General features: G+C 42.8%; 10 protein-coding genes. 4 read left to right on the top strand and 6 right to left on the bottom strand.

The features are described from left to right. Positions 1-58: 58 nt before the first annotated feature. From VRK_RS07360 to VRK_RS07340, 4 genes are all read right to left on the bottom strand, one after another. Complete coding sequence (locus tag VRK_RS07360; RefSeq protein WP_059120766.1) at positions 59-2,614, bottom strand: prodigiosin MAP biosynthesis aminotransferase PigE; 2,556 nt, start codon at positions 2,612-2,614, stop codon at positions 59-61. Next, positions 2,611-5,199 carry a prodigiosin MAP biosynthesis protein PigD gene (locus tag VRK_RS07355; protein WP_059120765.1) on the bottom strand — a complete coding sequence of 863 codons (2,589 nt, stop codon included), beginning with the start codon at positions 5,197-5,199 and terminating at the stop codon, positions 2,611-2,613. Before VRK_RS07355 ends, VRK_RS07360 begins: the two co-directional genes overlap by 4 nt. A gap of 216 nt (positions 5,200-5,415) precedes the next feature. Continuing rightward, positions 5,416-8,076, bottom strand: a complete 2,661-nt coding sequence (locus VRK_RS07345) for a prodigiosin ligase PigC (protein WP_059120763.1) — start codon at positions 8,074-8,076, stop codon at positions 5,416-5,418. Further along, entirely contained in the window at positions 8,073-10,133 is a 2,061-nt protein-coding gene (locus tag VRK_RS07340) for a prodigiosin MAP biosynthesis oxidoreductase PigB (RefSeq protein ID WP_059120762.1), read from the bottom strand. The genes VRK_RS07345 and VRK_RS07340 overlap by 4 nt, the downstream gene beginning before the upstream one ends. 1,694 nt (positions 10,134-11,827) lie before the next feature. Between VRK_RS07340 and VRK_RS07335 the strand changes: the two genes are divergently transcribed. The 4 genes from VRK_RS07335 to VRK_RS07320 are packed head-to-tail and all read left to right on the top strand — an operon-like array spanning position 11,828 to position 17,469. Further along, a complete protein-coding gene (locus VRK_RS07335; RefSeq protein WP_157371871.1) occupies positions 11,828-12,376 on the top strand; it encodes a glycine-rich domain-containing protein in 549 nt (182 codons plus the stop codon). Next, entirely contained in the window at positions 12,376-13,215 is an 840-nt protein-coding gene (locus tag VRK_RS07330) for a TauD/TfdA family dioxygenase (RefSeq protein WP_059120760.1), read from the top strand. The genes VRK_RS07335 and VRK_RS07330 overlap by 1 nt, the downstream gene beginning before the upstream one ends. Further along, the gene (locus VRK_RS07325; RefSeq protein WP_059120759.1) at positions 13,212-13,886 is read left to right on the top strand and encodes a class I SAM-dependent methyltransferase; all 675 of its coding nucleotides are present in this window, start codon (positions 13,212-13,214) and stop codon (positions 13,884-13,886) included. The genes VRK_RS07330 and VRK_RS07325 overlap by 4 nt, the downstream gene beginning before the upstream one ends. A gap of 7 nt (positions 13,887-13,893) precedes the next feature. After that, positions 13,894-17,469 carry an ATP-binding cassette domain-containing protein gene (locus VRK_RS07320; protein WP_059120758.1) on the top strand — a complete coding sequence of 1,192 codons (3,576 nt, stop codon included), beginning with the start codon at positions 13,894-13,896 and terminating at the stop codon, positions 17,467-17,469. On the opposite strand, the gene VRK_RS07315 is transcribed toward VRK_RS07320, so the two are convergent. Next, positions 17,466-17,918 (bottom strand): AAA family ATPase, encoded by a 453-nt coding sequence (locus VRK_RS07315; protein ID WP_082671339.1) that lies wholly within the window; start codon positions 17,916-17,918, stop codon positions 17,466-17,468. The two genes, VRK_RS07320 and VRK_RS07315, sit on opposite strands and share 4 nt — an antisense overlap. A gap of 684 nt (positions 17,919-18,602) precedes the next feature. Continuing rightward, the gene (locus VRK_RS07310) at positions 18,603-20,414 is read right to left on the bottom strand and encodes a sensor domain-containing diguanylate cyclase (RefSeq protein WP_197413069.1); all 1,812 of its coding nucleotides are present in this window, start codon (positions 20,412-20,414) and stop codon (positions 18,603-18,605) included. Positions 20,415-20,435: the final 21 nt, after the last annotated feature.

Raw genomic sequence — 20,435 nt, 5'->3', positions numbered from 1 at the left:
CCTTTATTGGTGCTCTGTTTTAATTTCAGCGATTGAATTCCGTATATGAATTCAGTGCTTAGTCCATAAATGTCGAGAGTTCTTCACAGACATCTGCAAACGCAGCTACAAACCGTTCCATTTCTTTCTGTTCGATGATCAACGGCGGTTGAATACGAATGACGGTTGAGCTGTTGGCGGTGATAAATGTCAGAATGTTGTGATCCAGACACAACTTCGTGACAAACTTCATACAGAACATTTCACCAAGCGATTGCTCCATACGAGTCATGGCAATCTGAAGATGTTCACGGACCGGATCCGGTAAGAACTTCCACGTGGTGTGCCAGTCACCGGGCAGGCGTGTCGCAAACTCACGGGCCGATGCTGCAACGGCTCCGGCAAAAGATTGCTCGAACTGAATGCCCAGCATGAGTCCACGCCCTCGAATTTCCTTGATAAACGGATATTGCGCGGCAATCTCTTCCAAGGCTTGCTTGAGATATTGACCGGAGCGAGCCGCTCGCGCCGGTAGATCTTGTGCTACCAACTCTCGCAACGCATTTAGGGCAACTACAGAGGCAACGTTACCGCCACCGAATGTTGAACTGTGAACCAGAAAACGATCCGCTGTGCCATAAGCTCGTTGCCAGATATCAGCACGACACAAGGTTGCACCGATCGGAACCAGCCCTCCGGAAAGAGATTTCGAGAGGATCATGACGTCCGGCTCTAGGTTGTCCCACTCACAGGCAAACAGTTTGCCGGTGCGAGCGAGTCCGGTCTGAACTTCGTCCACCATTAACAGTGTTCCGGTCTCCCGGCATAATTGCTGAGCGCGTTGCAGATAACCTTCGGGGAAGAGATGTACGCCACCTTCGCCCTGAATCGGCTCAAGGATCAATGCACCGACATCATCACGTCGGATCGCGGTTTCCAATGCGTCCGGATCAGCGAAGGGGACTTCCACCATGTTTTCTAACAGCGGTTGAAAATAACGGCGGTGTTTGTCACGACCGGTGAGTGAGAGCGCGCCGAGCGTTTTACCGTGATAACTGTTGTTGATATACGCAATGCCCGGTTTACCCGTTGATGCTTTAGCAATTTTGATTGCAGCTTCGACGGCTTCGGTGCCCGAGTTGCTGAAAAAGACCCGTCCCATATTGCCGGGAGAGAGATAACACAACAGTTCAGCAAGTTTCGCTGTCTGTTCCGGGACCGAAATATACTGAATAAAGTTTGGCCCTTGTGCATCGAGGTAATCTTTCAATGCATTGACTACAGGCTGAGGGTTGTGACCGAGACTCAAACAGCCATATCCCGCGACCATATCCAAAAACGCGGTTCCGTCTGCCGTCCATAGTGTGGTTCCGGATGCGCGTTGGAACACATTGTCGCAATGCTGTAGACGGAGAAAATCAACCATCATCGGATTCACATATTGGCGATAACGATCCAGTGTGTCTTCACGTTCGGCATCTTGATTCAATAACCCATCAATAAAGGCCAATTGCGCTGCGGGCGTGTTATCGGATGTCTGCTCATAAATGTCTTGGTGATAGTAGCGTTTGAGATTCGTTACTTGCTGTCGTTCGAGACGTTCGCCAAAAGACGCGAGCGGATAGGCGTAAAATCCGTGTTTCTCGGCAATTTCACCGATCTCAAGCACTTTTTCCGGTGGCAGGTAGCGACCGAGTGAAAATTTTTCCCGACGTCCTTCCAAAGCCAATACAATTGTCTCGGCCATACAGCCATTTAACTGTTGCTTGATGGTCACATTTAATGACTCACCACCAAGTTTGACGGCATCGGTCGCTGTGACACAGCCACCGTCGATGATCAGAATGTCTTCTCGCTGAGGGCGAACATCGGTATCGACATCCCGAGGGAGTGCGATATCAATAAAGATCGAACCGGGTTGGAGACGAGCTGTTTCGATAATACCACCGGAAGAGGTTGCTCCCGCAAATAAGCGACATGACCGATAGAGCGTCTCCGGATCACCGGTTAACGTGACACGATGGTGATATTGTTCCGGTAAGTGGCTGAGGAGTTCAGCTTGATCTTTGTGACTGGCGCGGTGGAGCAGGTAGAGTGAATAACCTTCGGCCAGCAATAACCGACTTAAAGCCAGGCAGATTGACCCGGGATAACCGACAATTGCAATCGGCTCTTTCTCCGGATTGATATCCAGCCATTCGGTAATCTGACGTAATGCACGGTAACCGGCATACGTTGTCAATGAGTTCCCTGATGTAACCGGCACCGGTGATTTTTCAGCGGTCGCTTCTCCACGCCGTCCGACGATCGAAGTGAATCCTCCCAGACCAACCAGCTCCGCACCATCTTCAACGAGCTCTTCAATTCCCTGAATTACCCGCTGAGCGATCACTCGCGGTTCTGCCAACATTTCGTCGGCAACCAACGGCATATAGCGAATAATGCCTTCACAGGTTGCCCCCGTCGCTGATGTGATCCGGGCAAAGTTCATAAACGGCACGAGATTTTCTTTATGCCATAACTCTCGGTTGTAACCGCTGTGGAGTTCATTTGAACTACGCTGCAGCAGATCCAGCATTTTGACATAACGTTTTAAACCAACAGATGTTGGATGAGCAATGAACCCGAACTTCATGATGTGACTTCCTTTGCTTGAATTTGGTCAAATGATTGGCTGGCAGGCTCTGATTGGCTAGCAGCCGCAGTACGTTGTCGTAGTGTTTCTTTATCACAGGGGTCGCGCTGCCAGCCTTTGGCGGTTGCCAGTGAAATACCATCCCCTTCATTGTTGTGACCGAGCACCACGGAAAATAAATTGAGTCGCTTCGGACTTGTCAGCGCATCACGGATGACGGTTTCATCAAAATGCGTCAACGTTTGATTTTTGATCTGAAAGTCATTGATGTTCTGTTCGAACGCCGGTTGATCAAGGTTCATCAGCCGCATTTGCCGAGATGTCCGGTTAAAGAGAATACGTTCCTGATAGGTATTGATGACGGATAGTCCGCCGTTACATAAATAGAACACAGTAATGCTTTTATTGAGTGATTCCGGATGGGTGAGAATGTTGTCGATAAACGCCGGCAACATATCAGGCACAATCCCTTTCGCACCGTCACCGATGAAAGCAATGACATGGGTCGGACTGGTGTGCGCCAGATAGGTTGTTGCCATCAAGGCATCTCCCATCAGTGCCCGGCCATACCAGCCGGAAAAACCGCGGCGGGTTCTGGCGACATTTCTGACTGCAGAAATCCCGCACCGGCCAACATCGTAAACCCCGGTATAGTCATATGACTGGGTTGTAATTAAATCTTCAATTACCCGATTGAGTTGCGAGAAGAAATAGTTCGGTGACATCGGCAGCGTCGGTAAACGACTGACCACATCTGAAGGCGAGTCCAGATAGGCGCGAATCAGCGACTGACGTTTTTCCCGCAGACTATCACTGACATTCAGATTGGCTTTGACAGCCTTGAGGAATGTCAAACAGTCCATATGAAGATGGATATTGGCATAAGGCGATAAGTGGCGCTCATCGTGCGTTAACTGAACAAGATGAACCTTATTTTCTAAGCGACCATCGGAGAAGGGCGTGGTAATTTGAGCCACGCGGCTTTTGATCATGAACAGGCTCTGTTCATGGAGTGGGTTGATCTTATCGTTGGTATGCATGAAGTTATAGACTCGCGGGCTATAACCGTAGATCGCCAATGTGCCGAGATAGTGTGGGTTCAATTTCCCCTGATAATATTTCGGTGCTGTGCCGGGGTGTGCCAATGAATCAACGAGAGCAATCCCTGCGATATCAGCGATTTCATGGATCAGTGCATATTCATCGTCAGTCACCGGGCCGAGCTGCCAGATGAGTTTTTCCGGCCCCGCGTTGATTAGTTGCATCGCCTGTTCAAATGCCTCACCGGATACCGACACGGTATCTGCGGATTGAATCGGTAGAGTGGAGACATCACTGATCACATGGTCCAATGGCAGGCTGGATTCCAACACATTCTGAGTTGCGAGAATCACTACCGGCCCCTGATTGAGATGATAAAGCCGGAAGACTTCCGTCAGTCCTTCACTCATCTGACTGACATCGTGAATATAGACATGAGGGATCCGGCGCGCTTGCAGGACTTCCCGCATATCTTCCGTTGGTGTCAGCGTTCCCTGAAAACTGTACCACTGGTTATTACGGTTTTCGGCAACAACCAAAATACCTTTGGCTGCGGTTTCACGCAGATTGGCTAAGGTTCCTTTGAACTCATCCATCATGCCGGATGTGACGACACCGAGAAACGGCATCCGATAAAGCTGCCAGTTGGCGATGGCACCACAAGCGATGGCATGTTCATTCGGGCCTCGCAAGGTTAAAGCACCATGTGCTTGGGCATGTTTATCCAGATAACCAATCAGATTGGAGACGATTGAACCGGTGTAATAAGAGAACAGCCACCGATCCGGGGTCACATCCTCAAAGAATCGGATCAGCTGATCCGCTAAGGTATTATGGAGCGCAGCGGCACCTTCAGGTTTAACCCGTCGGTTGGTGTAGTTCATTTCAAAGAAATCCATCCACAGGCAGAGCAGTTCTGTCTGGAAAACTTGCGGATCTTGAGAACGAACAATTTCTCGGTATTGCTGCGGTAAATAACGACAGGGGGAACGCAGACTACGAATAAATGTCACCGTAGAAAACGTGGTATAAAACGCAGGAATCCCCGTTTTTTGCATCGCGCAATAGAATGCATCCAGATCGCGATCGATTTTTTCGATCTGATCATCGCTTTGCCCTAAAGAGGCTTGATCGTAAAACAGCATTCCCACCTGAAATGCCGATTGTTCTTCCAGTGCATGGGAATACACAATTTTACCGGTAGCTTCCGCGAGACTGCTGCACTGGATGACTTGAATGTTGATGGCTTTTTTCTGCTCTTTCAGAAAGTGAATAGCTTTACCCCGCGTCTCCAGATAGAGCTCATCATAAGATAAGTCAAGTAGCTGCAAAGGCAGGTCTGACTGAATATGGACCTGATTAAATGAATAATCCCGGATATCATTCAATACACTCAGGCCAGTCTGAAAAAAGGCAGGATCTTGAGTGACGACAATCACACCGACAGTAATCGTATCCAGTTTCCTCTGAGACTGATCTTCGTGACTCGCTTGCCAAAACTGCTCATATAAGGCGCCGGAAGCGTTTGTTGCTTGTCCTATCATGGATCGGTTCCTTGTTTTCGCTGAAATCATGGGAGTTATCCAACTCGCATGTGTACTTGTTCAAATGGGGCAAACCGTATGTATAAATACAGCCGTTGCCCGATTAAAAAACGTAGCAACCCCCGCCGAATCATCGGTAATGATTCGATGTATATGTGAATTTATGTTGTTGACGGTGACAGAGCTTCTACCACCGATATGAGTGATTCGTTCTGCCTATGATTCCTGACGCTGAATCCTGACATGCCCGTTATCGCCATCGATAATCAACGTATCGCCACTCTGAATCTGCTGCGTTGCCGTTTTCAGATTCACGACCGCCGGGATCCCAAACTCACGCGCAACAATGCAGCTGTGAGAGAGAGCGGAGCCGATATCCGTGACAACACCACCGGCCAGAGCAAATAGCGGGGTCCAACTGGCATCAGTAAATTTAGCAACCAGAATTTCACCGGGCTGTAATTCTCCGGCTTGGCTTTGTAAGTCGGTAATGACCCGAGCCTTGGCAACGACCTGTCCCGGACTTGCGGCTAAACCTTTTAACTGATCCGGGTGATCGTCAGCACTTGAGACTTTAAGTTGTGGCGTATAACCACCGATAATTGCCATTGGCGGCTCATCCGCATGGAGATTTAGTAAATGCTGATGGCGATTTTGATTGAGCAATTCGGGATCAAATGCTTCATCGGTAGAAATCCGGCCGGCGACATAATCACGAAAACGCTGAAAATCGATATAAGGCAGATCCTCGCGACACACAATGTTCTGAGCTTCCAGACGTCCCAGAACTTCAAGGATGATCCGACGATAAAACCATGTTTCTGTGATAAACGTTGGGCGCGTCGCTTCGCGTCGTTCCGCCATGACACCATAAAGTTTCATCAGCATTTTCAGCTTGAATCGTCCCATAAAGGGCAGTCCGCTCAATAGTTGTTCACTGTCCTGATTGCGGAGGCTTTCTGTCTCTTGTAATTTCTTCTGTAAATCAACCGGATGCTGGAGATACATCTTCATCACTTGTAATAAGTAACTGGGATCATCACGCCAGCGTGGAATACTTAATTCAAACTCCTGTCTTCCCCGAGAACCGAATTCAAACAGAAAATCTTCAAATGGCCCATGCCAGAAGGCTTGACCGTCAGGATCTTTCGGCAGGTGCTCGACCAGTTCATTCGCTTCATATTTATCAAAAAGCTGCTTCAACTGAGGTTGCTGATTGATGGTATCAACCAGCTTGAGAATACCGAGGGTGACTTCAATCGTCCGTAGATTATTCATCGACGCTTTGATGCGATTTTGCAGGCCATTGCCTTTATCGCCCAAATACGCCTCGCAGGTTTCCGTTAATGCATCATACAGCGCAAAAGATTGCAGGAAGAAGGGCATATAAGCAGCGCAACTTTCCAGAAAGTATTGATCCGCACGCTCCAATTCACGATTCAGATCGGCCAGCGTCATTTTGCTGAAATCCAGCGCCAGAAAACGCTGTGTTTCTTGCTGACGCAGGGCAATCATTCGCTCAACAATTTTCGGTGCATGACGGACATTATGAATCTGCTGCTTGAGCCAGTACCAGGCACTTTTGGCATAATCCCATCCCTGGACGCCGGGACCATAAGGATTCTGATAGTGGGTAAAATCAATATCGTCCGTCGCATACCGGGTGGTAAATTTCATCTCATCGCGAGTCGGCGGACACTGTCTGAGCATGTGGGCCGAGCCGGAAATATTCAGATAGACATGTCCCTGAATGTAGCCCATGTAGATCGTCCAGTCCGAGATATCCGCCATGCCCATTTTCTGAATGGCAGGTCCGTGAATATGTTTTTGATAATATTCACAAAATGACAGCCCCAGCGGTGTCATCAGGCCGGTTACAATTTCACCGGTATCCATCCGGGAGAACAGAGCACCATCTTTCACCGATTGTTTTGATTCCCAAGGATTAGCGTAAACAACAGTTGCTTCTTTTGCCTCGGTCGTAACCGGACGTGCCTGTAACAGCCAAACTTTGTTATCTTTTACCGCCCATTCGATATCTAAATCCGTGCCGTAAATTAACCGGGCCTGACGCGCAAGGTTGTTCAGCTCGTTCAAGTGTTCCGGTGTCAGGCTGGGTTTCTCTTGCAATGCTTCCGGGGTCGGAAGAATAGTGACTTGTCCTTTTTCATCACACTGACAGTAGTGGGGCTTGTGACGGATCTCCTGAGCAATAACGTTGCCAGTCTGTTTGTCGAGGGTAAAGGTATCGGTCGTGACCTGACCGGAAACAACCCCTTCACCCAATCCCCAGCAGCTATCGATGACAATCTGATCCTGATTGCCGGACAGTGGATCACAGGTGAACATGACGCCGGCTGTATCTGCATCGACCATCTCTTGTAAAACCACTGCAATCGCACTTTCGGAAGCATGTCCTTGGCGATAATGAGCGGCTCGGTCAGCCCAAAGCGATGCCCAGCAGGAACGAACTTTCTGCAAGACATCTTGAATTCCCTGAACATGCAGATAAGTTTCGTACTGACCCGCAAATGATTGAGATTGTCCGTCTTCATCCAGTGCGGATGAGCGTACCGCGATACGGGGATTCTCACCCAAATCCTGATAGGCTTGTTGAATCGCCTGTTTAATGGATTCCGGGATATCTGCATTGAGAATTGTTTCTCGCACCTGCGCCATCTCTCCGGATTCAAGCAGTGGCGCGGGAAGTGTTTCCCGAATAAATTGCTGATAAGCATCTGCGGTAACACAAAAAGCCACCGGAACGGGCAGGCCCGCATGAACCAAATGGTTGAGTGAATAACCTTTGCCACCCAAATGTTGATGAGCAAGTTGCTGATCACCGGAGATCCCGACAACGATATGTGCATCCGTCATAGTGTTGCTCCTGCTAAAGAATCTTCAGTCTGGTGTTGAGCGACGCTTGCATCCGGCTGAGAGACCTGCGTCTTTAGTTGTTGCTTGACCGATTTAGAGGCTTTCAAGCCAGAGAAAATTGCACCTTCAATATTACCGATACCGACACTGTCCTGATTGGCAAATTGAATACATTTAAATGGCTGCCCTGCGGTCTTGAAAATCCCACGGCTATGATGTCCTTTAACCGCAGTAACCAAACCACCGGACCAGTGCCAAATTTTGATATCTTGAATCACATTCGGATTGATACCGATGTTTGTCAGGAGTTTGGATATTTCAAAATGAGTCTGTTTTTGCAGCGATCTGAATTTTCCATAAGCATCGCGCCCTTTGCGCTCAGGACGCGTTGTGGGCATCAGTAGTGAGAGCACACCGACTTCAGCGTTGCTGTCAGGATCCATCCAGTTTGCGACCAGACAAGTCCCGGGTTTACACCAATAGTACGGTTCATTCACAGAAGCATGTTCAGGTTCGATCATATACCCGCCAAATGCATGACTAAGCACAGGTTTTGATAGCAGTACGCTGGCCATATAATAATCTTCGTAACAAATCGTCTGAATGGCTTCAACCTGAGCCTGTGGCAAGCTTGGAACATGAGGAACAATAGCGCTTTTCTGTGCAGCCCAAATGACTTGGCGCGTATTAACCTGTATCGATTGGCCGCCCACCATCAGTTGTAATTCAGCATGATCCTCAGCAAGTTGGTTGATGTTGTCCAACGTTGCATCGGTCACCATGGTCACATTTTCTTTTGCATCAAGGTAACGACATAATCCTTCACTGATGCCGCCATTTCCTCCGGGCAGTGCCATCAGGTTGCCGCGTAAATAACCGATGAGAAAGTAAAGTCCGGCATAGGCTGAGACATCATTGAGATCAGAACATTCAACCCGCAGTGCAACCCGAATTGCATTTTCAACTAATTTACCAAGGACGGGTGGACGCAGATGCTGAGGGAAGTGGGCAATTTTCTCGGGTTCAAACAGATAGGTGTACAGAGAAATATTATCGAGCAGTTCCATTTCTTCCCGGGGCCAACCACTTGCTTCACTCCAGGGCATTTGAGGATAGAGCCGGGTTCCGGGAGCGAATCGGTCCAGAAAGCGATAAAGTTCAGCGAAAGTTGGATCTCCGAGCTGTTTGGATGAACTTACATACGGTTTACCAATAATGGCATTTACAAAGAGCTGGCAGGTGAGTCCCCATACTTCAGGTTTGAGCAGAAAAGCCGGTTTTTTGAGAAAGCCAATAATCACTTCTCCCAAACAACGCATCAATAACATCGTATCGAAAAAAACCAACATGTCTTCAGCGTTGGAGCGGTAGCTTTTATCCATGCCGATTTTCTTCAGAATATACATCATCTCAGAGTCGGGGAGTGGCTCTTGAAAACAGACACCACCGACAGGATGCTTGAGTCCTTGATAGGATTCATGACGAGCATTACCTCCCAAAGATGCCGTTTTCTCGACGACTAAGATGCGTTCCTGATCAAATTCGCTGGCTGCGGTTAATCCGGCAATACCGCCACCAATAATGACAACATCATAGGTCTCTCCATTTTGAGGTCGCTCTGTTTTATCGGTGGTTGACTGAAGCACAGAAAAATCTTGCGTGGGGAAGATGCGGAATGCTGTTTTGCGTCGGTATTGGTTGCGAAGCATGTAAAGTGCCGCTAAAGCAAAGACGGCATCCAACAATATGACCTGAGGTTGTGAGCGGTGCAAAATGGTGACGAATACAACCATCATCAGAAGCTGACCATAAATAACCCATTTTGTCCAAGGTGGATTCAGTAGCAAAATCAGCCCTGAAATGAAGAGAATCGCACCGGAGAGGAGATTGAAAAATTGAGCATGAGTACCAATCCAAGCTGAAATCCCTTCATACCAAGTTCCCTGATTTGCCACAGCTGCTATTTGAAGTTCTGCTACAACATCTTCAAACTGAGGGAAAAGTTTAGCAATGCCGGCAAGCATATATAGTACGGCGAAAATACGTTGAATAATCATTCGATAGTTACCTCTATAAAGCCTATTTTGCGAACGATAATCGATGATTACCGTTCGAAGCGGACAACTCGTCGGGCGGGTAACTTACTTTTTCCTGAAACCGTTCATTCTAAAAATCATATACAGTCCTATGACCGTTGAACGACGGTAATTCTGGTTATCCAGTTCGTTATATATTCAAAAGCTTTATTGCTCAAACAGCACTCAATCCATATCTATTGATATAGATCATATTATTAACATAATAATACTGCTGACAAAATAAAGCCCATGATCCTAGCCCTGACGTTGTTATAGTTATTAATCAAAAAAACAATTATTGATAAATATGTAATTTATAGTTTTTTTGACGCTATACCTCGATTTTCATTTTTATAGTTTGCCATTTTATAACGATGGCTTTCTGGCTATTTTTATAAAGCAAAAATATTAAACTTTTAAGTCAGAAAAATATTATTTAATTAAATTTTTATTCTCTGTGAAAATAGTTACCACATAATCCGAGAGGCTATCAAGATAGAAATATTTAAGCAAACATTTGCTGAACAATAGTTAAGCAAAATTTTTCAATAAAAATCAACCACATAAAATAATCATTCCATATTTGGAAATATTTATTGAAAATTTCAACATGCGATATACTTCTCAAAAAATCAGGAAACGAGAGTTATGGTTTGCACTTCAACTTGAGGGGCATTTCATTTTATTTTTTTGATTTACCTCTTGCTATAGCATACATATAAATAATAAAAATGTAAAAAAGAAAATAGAGTTTATACTTTAACAGATGAAGTGTAGATGAAAATATTCATTTTGTGATGATTATTCATGTAAAAATTATCGCTCATGTCATTCAAAAAGGGAACGCTGGACTTGGAACAGTTAATCTACATTTCTATCAAAAGGGTGGTATTATCAAATAAACTCAGACAAATAGAAGGCGACTTCCTTGAAATTTGTATTCAGCAATCTCATCACAATTAATATTTGACATGCAATAACGAACATCATTTTTAATGAAGTGTCTAATTCTATTTTTGGAGTATTTACTCCAATCCCTTAAGCAAAGAGTTTTGAATAAAAATATGTGTCAAATGGGAAATGTTGATGAATATTGGTCGTGTGTTTGTAATAACATTTTAGATCATCTGAATTGCGGCTTTTCTGATCTCGCTTGCTCTAAGTGTTCAGACAATCTCCATCACAGCAACAAAAGATTTAAGGGATAAAAGCATGTAATACGCAAAATCCGGATTACATTAAATAGCTACTTTTAGCGACACCATCGCTATAGATTTTTGAGATAATCACATGAATAGGTCAGCGACCAAGCATTTTCCAAGCGATGTGCTGACAGCTAAGCCAATGACCACTAGGCCTGAGTAGAGTGTAATAAAAAAGACACTTATCGCCTTTAAAACGAGGTCAGCTTGGATAAACCAGGTTATGCAATAGGTAATACCTTTCTCAACATTGTTTTATTTTGATGAAAATAATTATATAAGCCTTTAATAAACCTAACTAAATAATAATCTGGTTATCTCTCTAAGATCAATTACATCCTATAGTCGATGTTATATTTAATTGACCAAATAAAATTTATTTGTTAAAAATAAGTAATAATGAAAACCAATTTAAATAAGCGTTTTATCATTATTGGATATTGTATTAATTCAGCAGAGTGAGACTTTAACGTGAGTACCCAAAATAAACTCGAATACAACAATGATAAGGCTAAGCACTTCAGCGCCTCATCACGAGCAGCAATCAATACTTGTATCTCAGAGGGCGAATATGTCTCGCAAGATGTAATCAACAGGATTATGGAAAGGGTTAACACAGTTGATTTCACTCCGCACGGCTACAAGCTTGAGAAAGAATATGGTTGGACTGAGGAAAAAATCAATTATGCCATAAAGTTATATAAAGAATGGTTAGTTTTACAGGTATTTTACGAAGAATTATCATTTGCTCCCAGTGAGCTTATTGATGAATTCTGGCACATCCATATTCTTGACACTCGAAAATACATGAACGATTGTAATATCATCAAAGGTGCGTTTATTCACCACTATCCATACTTTGGTATTACAGAACAAGAAAATGAAACGGTTCTGGAAAGTGGTTTTGAGTTGACCAAAAAGCTCTATATGAAACATTTCGGTCATGCAGACCTTGGATTTAATAACGATTATGCCGCATCATGTGGTTGCCGTTCTGGCAATGGCAGTAGCTGCCGTTAATGTCTATTTTAATTCTTTCCGATGAAGCGCAAGCCAGTATCCATTCTGGCTTGCAGGCTAGTCAAACTCAAGAGCAGGTTGATGACTTAATCCGACATAACCCGGCTGTCAGTGCATTGCTTTATTCTGCAAAAAAAATCATTCATCAAGAGAAGTATGTTCAAATCAAAGGGCTTCCTATCCTTAACGAACTGGGGTGGCAATCTTTCGTCGGGTATTTTGGCGAATATTATGGGGCCATCGAGCGAACAGATATCAAAACAGACTGCAATTACACCGGATGCTCATTAAATCCACTTGTACTGCACAATGATGATGCCGTGGATTTAACACACCAACCCAAATACGGATTCATCCAGGTTACCCAAACTGACGCTTTGGGAATTGTAGCCAACGGAATTGTTTTGGTTAGAGAGCTAAAAAGAAAGCTTCAGTTTGAAGATCCCCAACTTCTTCGTAAGCTTCTTTCACATCCTATTCCGATGCTTTCATACGGCATCAATTATGATGACAAGCTAAAAAACGAGATAATCACAAACGAACCTATTATATATAAATCTGAAACAGGGGAGTACTGTGTTAGATTTGATCAAGAACGAAACGCATATTTCTATCAAATGCAAGGAATTGAACAAAGTCCAGATGAAGCCCTCATGATTTATGAATTCTTAAGGCATGCTAATCAAATAAAGAAGAAGTTATTTCTTTCTGAAGGCGATATCCTAATACACGACAATCAGTGTACATTACATGATCGTGAAGGCTGTTCCATAAAGTTCAATCTGGATGGTACAACGTACACCAGAAGTATAGCTGTAAGTTTTGCGAGGTACATTTGAATCTTCATGAGTTACCAAGAGAAATCAAAAATAAGAGTAATTTTCCATTTTGGTTCTCTCTAATAAAAGAGGCACGTAATATTTTTGATTTCTCTTCAGATGCGAAGATTCTAGACTTTGGCTGTGGAACGGCTGGCTTTTTACAGCTATTGAATTTTATTCTTCCCGGAAGAGTGTTAACCGGCGTAGAAATCGACAATGATCTTATAGCTAAGTGCCAAGCAAATCACACTGCAAATTTCTCATTCATTACATATCAAAACTTCAGTTCTTTACCTGATGGAGAATTTGATGTGGTCTTTTCTCAGGAAGTCATCTACACCTTGCCAGATATTGCACTACATGCTGAGGAAATGTTTCGAGTTTTACGTGAAGGAGGGTACTATATTGCGTCAATGGGATGCCATATAGAGAATCCTACATGGGCTCACAGGCGCAGTAATATTCGCTCCTCTGAAAAATACTATGCGTATGACTACACTTTGGATGAAGTAGCTAAGGCATTCTATAATGTTGGATTCAGGGTTTCAGTTAAGCGGCTGCCCGTCCACGCACCTCTGAAGGTCTCTTTTGATGAATATTCAGAATTCCGTTCAATTAATGACCTGCTTTTATCTTCTTATCATCATAAGATAATGTTTATATTTTTGAAACCGAAGCATCTGTTATGAGCCTCCCATGAAAAAAAATAACAAATTTTTGACAATTATTGGGGCAAGTGAACATAACCTCAAGAATATCAGTTTAAGAATTCCCATCGGCAGTATTACCTGCGTTAATGGTATTAGCGGCTCAGGAAAGTCAACACTAGTAAATAGTGTCATTGCCAAAGAAGCATTTCGGCAAGAAAAGTTGGCCCAAAAAAACAAAGACGATTATTACAAACTAGTGAGGCCAGATTTTGAATCGGTTAAAGATCTACCTAATGTTCTGATTGTAAATCAAAAACCTTTATTGCATTTGGAAAAATCGACTGTTGCGACTGCCTCAGGGTTAGGTGATTTACTAAGAGGTGCCTTTCTTAGGGAAGGTATCATCGAATGCCAGTGCGGAAGTATAGTTGACAATAAAGTAAGCTATGAAACCCTAGAAAAGGTCATCAAACTTCACACAGAGAATGATAATTTAAAGATATTTGTTGATTATGTCGGTGGAACAACACTCAACAAGAATCATTTTTCCAACTATATGCGCGAGCATGGATTTCATCACTTTCAGATAGATGGTAAAAAAAAACAATACTCCATTAACAATATCAACTCTCTCAAAGAGGGTGCCCGATACAAAATTCAATGTGTAGCATTAAGTCTGAATGATTTAGCCCAGAAAAAGATTCCAACAGATCGAATTTCCATATATGTCAAAGATGAACTTATTCTCGACTTCACATATCAAACATTTTGTCCATTGTGCTTGAAAGAACATCAGAAAAAATCTTTATCACTTTTTACTACCTCGCGTTTAAGCGACAAAAGTGGCTGCTGTAAGATATGTTCTGGACTAGGTAAGACTCAAGTCATAAACAGCGACCATTTGTTAATCCGCAGTAACTCTTTAGATAGTCATTTTCTGAACATTCCTTTCGAAAACGGACAATATAAGAGCCTCGGGATATATAAATCAAGTTTTAGTAAGATTATAAAGAAATATGGATTCAAAAGTTCAACACCTTACGAAGATTTGTCTGACGACACCCAAAAAGAACTCAACGATCTCATTAAGAGAAAGTTAATAAACCGGTGTGGCAAAATAGGCCTTGAAGATCTTCTAATAGAAAGTGAGTGCCTATCTTGTTGCGGTACCGGGTTCAACTATAAGGCTAGAGCCGTAAAAATTGATGGTAGAAATATCAGTGAAATACTTTCTCTGACTATCGAAGATGCTGTTCCTGTATTGAAAAATCTAAAACTAAATAATATTTTAGAGGCTCTGGCAGATTTGTCGCTTGGGCACCTTGCTTTAAGACGTTCTACCGATACATTAAGCGGAGGTGAGCTTCAAAGAGTAAAATTGGTACAGGCCATATCTTCTGGATTAACAAACTCGTTGATAATAATTGACGAGCCATCGTCGGGCCTAAGCTTTAGTGATGTGGACAAGTTATTTCATCTCTTAACCAGACTGAGAGACGAAGGGAATACAGTTCTAATAGTTGATCACTCGGAACATATCATCAATAAATCTGATTACAGTTTATATTTGGGGCCAGGATCAGGCCCATCAGGTGGTGATATAATCGAGCGTGTAAACCAGATTGTAACAGAAGATGAACTCTCAACGGAATCTGTTGATAACGAAGCATGGGAGAATAAATATCTTATTCTCTTTCCTGTAACCCATAACAACGTCTTAAATCAACGAGTTGTGATCCCCCTAGGTGCCATTACTGCTGTAGTAGGCGACTCTGGCAGTGGTAAAAGCAGCCTGATTCAGGGGGTAATCGAATGTATTAGTAACTCCGCAAGTGAGCGTAAGAACTCGGATCTAATTTCCAAAATAGTACTGTTAAATCAAAAGCCAATCAGAGCGAGCAAAAGATCTAGTGTTCTAACCTTTTTGGGATTATCGGATGAGCTGAGAAAAATCTTCTCACAATCAAGCCCGGCAAAATTGTTTGCTCTTGACTCCAGCTATTTCACTAGCAATAGCCTCAATGGTGCTTGTTCACACTGCGAAGGTGATGGCGAAATTGATGGCTCCGTCTGCTACTCATGTGGTGGAGCACGTTTTAAAAGTATTGTTCTGTCGGTCACTGTCAACGATCTGAATATACTTGATATATTGGATAAACCAGCTTTCGAAGTGATGGATTTAGAACTTCCTCCAATCATACAGAAAGGCTGTCGGATTTTAGCAGAATTAGGTCTTGGTCATTTGGGGTTGGGCCGGGTACTCACGGATGTGAGTGGCGGTGAAGCACAACGGCTTAAGCTTGCAAAATTTTTAATTGAGAATGAAAAAACCATTGCCTCTGTATCACAGCACCTTATGATTATTCTCGATGAGCCTTGTAGAGGGTTAAGCACGAAAGATTCAAAATTTATTTTGGGAGTATTCAAACAATTAGCACAGACTAACAATACGGTAGTTGTGATTGAGCACAATCCATATGTTATATCTCAAACGGACTATGTGATTCAGCTTGGACCCGGTGTCGGCGCCTTGGGAGGAAAAATCATATTTAGCGGGCCAACCGAAAAATTCAAAACAGAGACATGTTTGGCTGCTAATGATTCACCTAAATCAATACTGGGCATTTCTTCATTAGCGTGTTGCTTGAGTGAGGAAGACAAACATTTTGCCCTAATCAAGGACTATTCGTTAAATCACGAAATAGTTAGTAATAGGCAAATCAAATTTTTTCCTAGTAAAATAGACCTAATTTCATTTGCAGAAAAAAATGCAGAAGACGGTCTTTATTATTTCAATCCTTTTTGTAATGACTTCTTTCTATCCAAGACAGTTCCAAACTCGCTCATTAAGAAACGGTTTTCAGAGCTCCTGAAATTTGGTCTGGAGCATGCTTACATTGCGGGTAATCTCATCAGTTTGCAAACTGCACACAAGTCTATTAATCAGACAAATATCTGGTATGCCTATGTACCTTCTGATGATTCGGCTTTGGCATATAGCTTGGGAGGAGGTTGGCTTTCACTAAAGCAGAAAGATGGTAGTTTTCTCAATATAGCAACTCGGCTTGTTGATATTGAGGGTAGGGTTGTAGGTACTAGATCTATTACAGCAAAAACCTTTAATACCTTTTACAATGGTTGCGACATTTGTCTAGGTACAGGAAATTTATTTTTCTATGATGATTTCATAGGCGACCCCACCAAATCCGTAATTGATGTAGAGTTTTACAAGAAAGAGCTACAAAAATACTTCAAAAAACACCTGTCCTTCAAGATAAAAGAGTCCGTGGCACTCTTTAAATCTGAGGGATTACTGGATCTATCAAAGCCATTCGACAGCCTTGGATCTAATGAAAAATTAATTGCATTTTTTGGACTGCCTAATTTTTCTTTTATTAAGAAAAATGGCAGACAAGATGCTTTGAGTGACAGGATTGACTGGATAGGTCTTATCTCCATTTTTAACCAGCACGCAAAAAAAATTGACAGAGATATCGGATTTAAATTGGGCACAGAAAGACAGCTAATAGAATGTCCAGAATGTAATGGCTCAAAATTCAAAAAAGAAGTTTCTTACTACTTAATTAACGGGAAGGCCATATACGAGCAAGTCATGAATTAGAGTTGTTCAGCCACCACCTTGATTGAGCTAAACCCTTCAGCATGATCGGGTGGGCATACTCGCCCAAACAGCATTTCGACCATGTGGTCCGGTACAATTCTATTATGTGTTCGCATTTGGTTTCGCCTTAAGCAACGCTCAAGCGTGGTCTGTACAAATATTGCATTGATTCTTATGTTTTGGCCGAGAGCAAAAAGAAACTCCCGTTCATGAGCCTCGTTGAAGTATGTAGTATCAAGGACGATATCTTCCTGCGAGCCTCTCACTTTACCCATGACTATTTCTTTGATTTTATTTTTTATTACCTCTCTGATTTCAAAAGATCGCCTGTCTCCAAAAAATTCTTCTCGCAGTCTGTCACAGGATATTATCTCTATCCCCGAAAACGCTTTTTCGCAGTAGTAGCTTTTTCCGGCACCTGGTGCGCCTATCATCAAATATATATTCATAAGATTTTAACCAATGATACGTTTGTTCTGTTTGTTTTTGTTGATAGAGAAATTAGAAATATTATGACTGAGTATAGTTTAGGCTAAGTGAGGTGAGTAAGGTAGGATTAATTTTTTGACGAACAGATGAAATAATTATCATATATAAACATATCAATTAGGGGATGGGAAGCATTAACGCATTGAATCGACTCGATTATTGTATTTAACATAATATATATAATACGCACTTAAATATTGGGACAATTCAGTCATATCCCGTTTATTTATACTTACTATATTGTGAGTAACCAATATATTAACTGATTTAAAGTCCTGTCGAACTTAAACCGCTTGGTTAAAACATGGCGGCGATCATCGATGTCCGCAGTTGGTTTTTCTCCGGAGAGCTTTGGCCCATACATTCTCAGTCAGGCTTTTTATCGTGTGATCGTCAGACAAAATAATAATCTCGATTAACAACACGGACGATAAGTTCGTATATATTTTTAATGATAAGAGCACTCAATATTCGTTCGCTGACTTCTTATTGCGTTTATTCTTGCCTCTCAGACTTAGAGATTTTATGGTTTAAGAGAGTTGTTATCATTTTGTTGGAAAAATGATTAAGAATTTCAGTACCATAAATTAAATTAGTTATAGTGCATTAGATTATCATGACATTATCAACAAAAATACCATTCATTAAATCAGTAATTCAGTGCTAGGAGTCTCAGTCTCTTGCAAGTTTGACTCCAATTGAGGTTGTAGCTCACTGTTCAAACGTCCAACAACCTGACAACGTCCGCGATCTTTGGCTTCATACAATCCTTGATCAGCTTCATTCAACAACTCAGCGACAGAGTCTTTTCCAAGCGATGAACTGACACCTAAACTAATGGTCACTTGGCCGGTTTGTCTGAAGCGATGTTGAGCGACAATATTGCAAAGTTTATTGGCCATATGAAATGCTGCTAAATAGTCTGATTGAGGACAAATGACAACAAACTCCTCTCCACCCCAGCGGCCAATTTCATTCGGTTTATTTAAGGATTGTTGCAACAGACGGGTCATTTCAATCAAAGTATTATCACCAACCAAATGCCCATACTCATCATTGATAGTTTTAAAATAATCAATATCGATCAGAATGATGGAAAATTCACGGCCCGATTTTCCTGACTGATCGAGATATTCTCTCATTAACTCATCGAGTTTCATCCGGTTATAAATACCGGTCAATGGATCCCTTTCTGCCATTCGTTCGACTTGCTTTCGGTCCGTCCTATCGGTAAAAATAGCCATATATCCGGTCAGATTCTGGAGTTTATCAAACCTCGGTATAATCGATGTATGTAACCACAATTCATCCCCACCACGCGTCTGACTATAGAGCTCTCCTTGCCACTGTTTGCCGGGTAACAGTGTTCTAAACATTGAAAAAGAAACTTGATTCACTACAAGCGGATCGCTGAGCATACCGTAAGACTGTCCGAGTAACTCATTTTTTGCATAACCCGTTAATTTTAAAAAAGCATCATTGCAACGCTGAATTCGGCCCTGCTTATCAGTGAAAATTACGGGAATATATTGATCGATAATATTGAGACTTGCCTGATTTTCAACAGACAATTTATTTAACATAATCTTACGACGAACTGAGTGCCACACGATCAAAGTCCCGAGCGGTATCGAAAAAGCAGCTACGGCCATTACAGCAATGAATAATAGATTCCTATCAGTGTGATAAGACTTTTCCCCTCGCATTCTGTATGCCAGGGTCAACTCATCATGACTGGGGATCAGATGAGATAAACTAAATGTAGAAAATCCGGAGGCTTTCCACATCGCCAACGTAGTTGGCAGAGACATATGATGAACTTGCTGATAATCAGCTCTCCAATTATTTGAGCTTCGATTCGCATATAAAATCTGACCGTGTTTATCCAACAAGTAAATATCTGCATCCGGTTGAAAAAAAAGGTGCTGCAAAAATTCGGTCATATCGAGGTTTACAACAAGCGCACCGATCAATCGCTCTTGCATGAAAATTGGTAAACCAGCTTGAAGCATCAGCCTTTGCGCTCTGATTAGGCCGGATTGCTGTGTTATCTGAGAAAACCAAATATCATTCGGTTTAGCTTTACGCAATTGCTGAACATGAGGAAAAATCGGTTCCTGATCAGACGGTAAAAATTCTATTTGAGTGTTGAGCGCAACCGACTTCACAAAACGGATCAATGAATTTCCGTTTCTGTTCAAAATATCCAGTTGTTCAATCGCAGGAAAACTCTGTGTAAGCTGCTGAATCATCGCACGAAGAAACAACTGATGACTGGGCTGCGAATGGATCAGGTAATCATGTACAACCTCACTCTTTTGCATCGGCTGCAGCGAGTTTTTCACGAACTTCACATAAAGTTCAGAATATTGTTCAGCGCTGGAGAAGAAAAACTGCGCATGATTTTCTACAATGATATCTCTTTGATTTTGAAATGTAATCAAAATGAAGGACATTGAGGCCACCGAGATAATGAC

Origin of the sequence: Vibrio sp. MEBiC08052 (assembly GCF_001506075.1) — a bacterium.
GTDB lineage: Bacteria > Pseudomonadota > Gammaproteobacteria > Enterobacterales > Vibrionaceae > Vibrio.
Note: the sequence above shows the minus strand (reverse complement) of the source record. Positions and strands in the feature narration are given on the sequence as shown.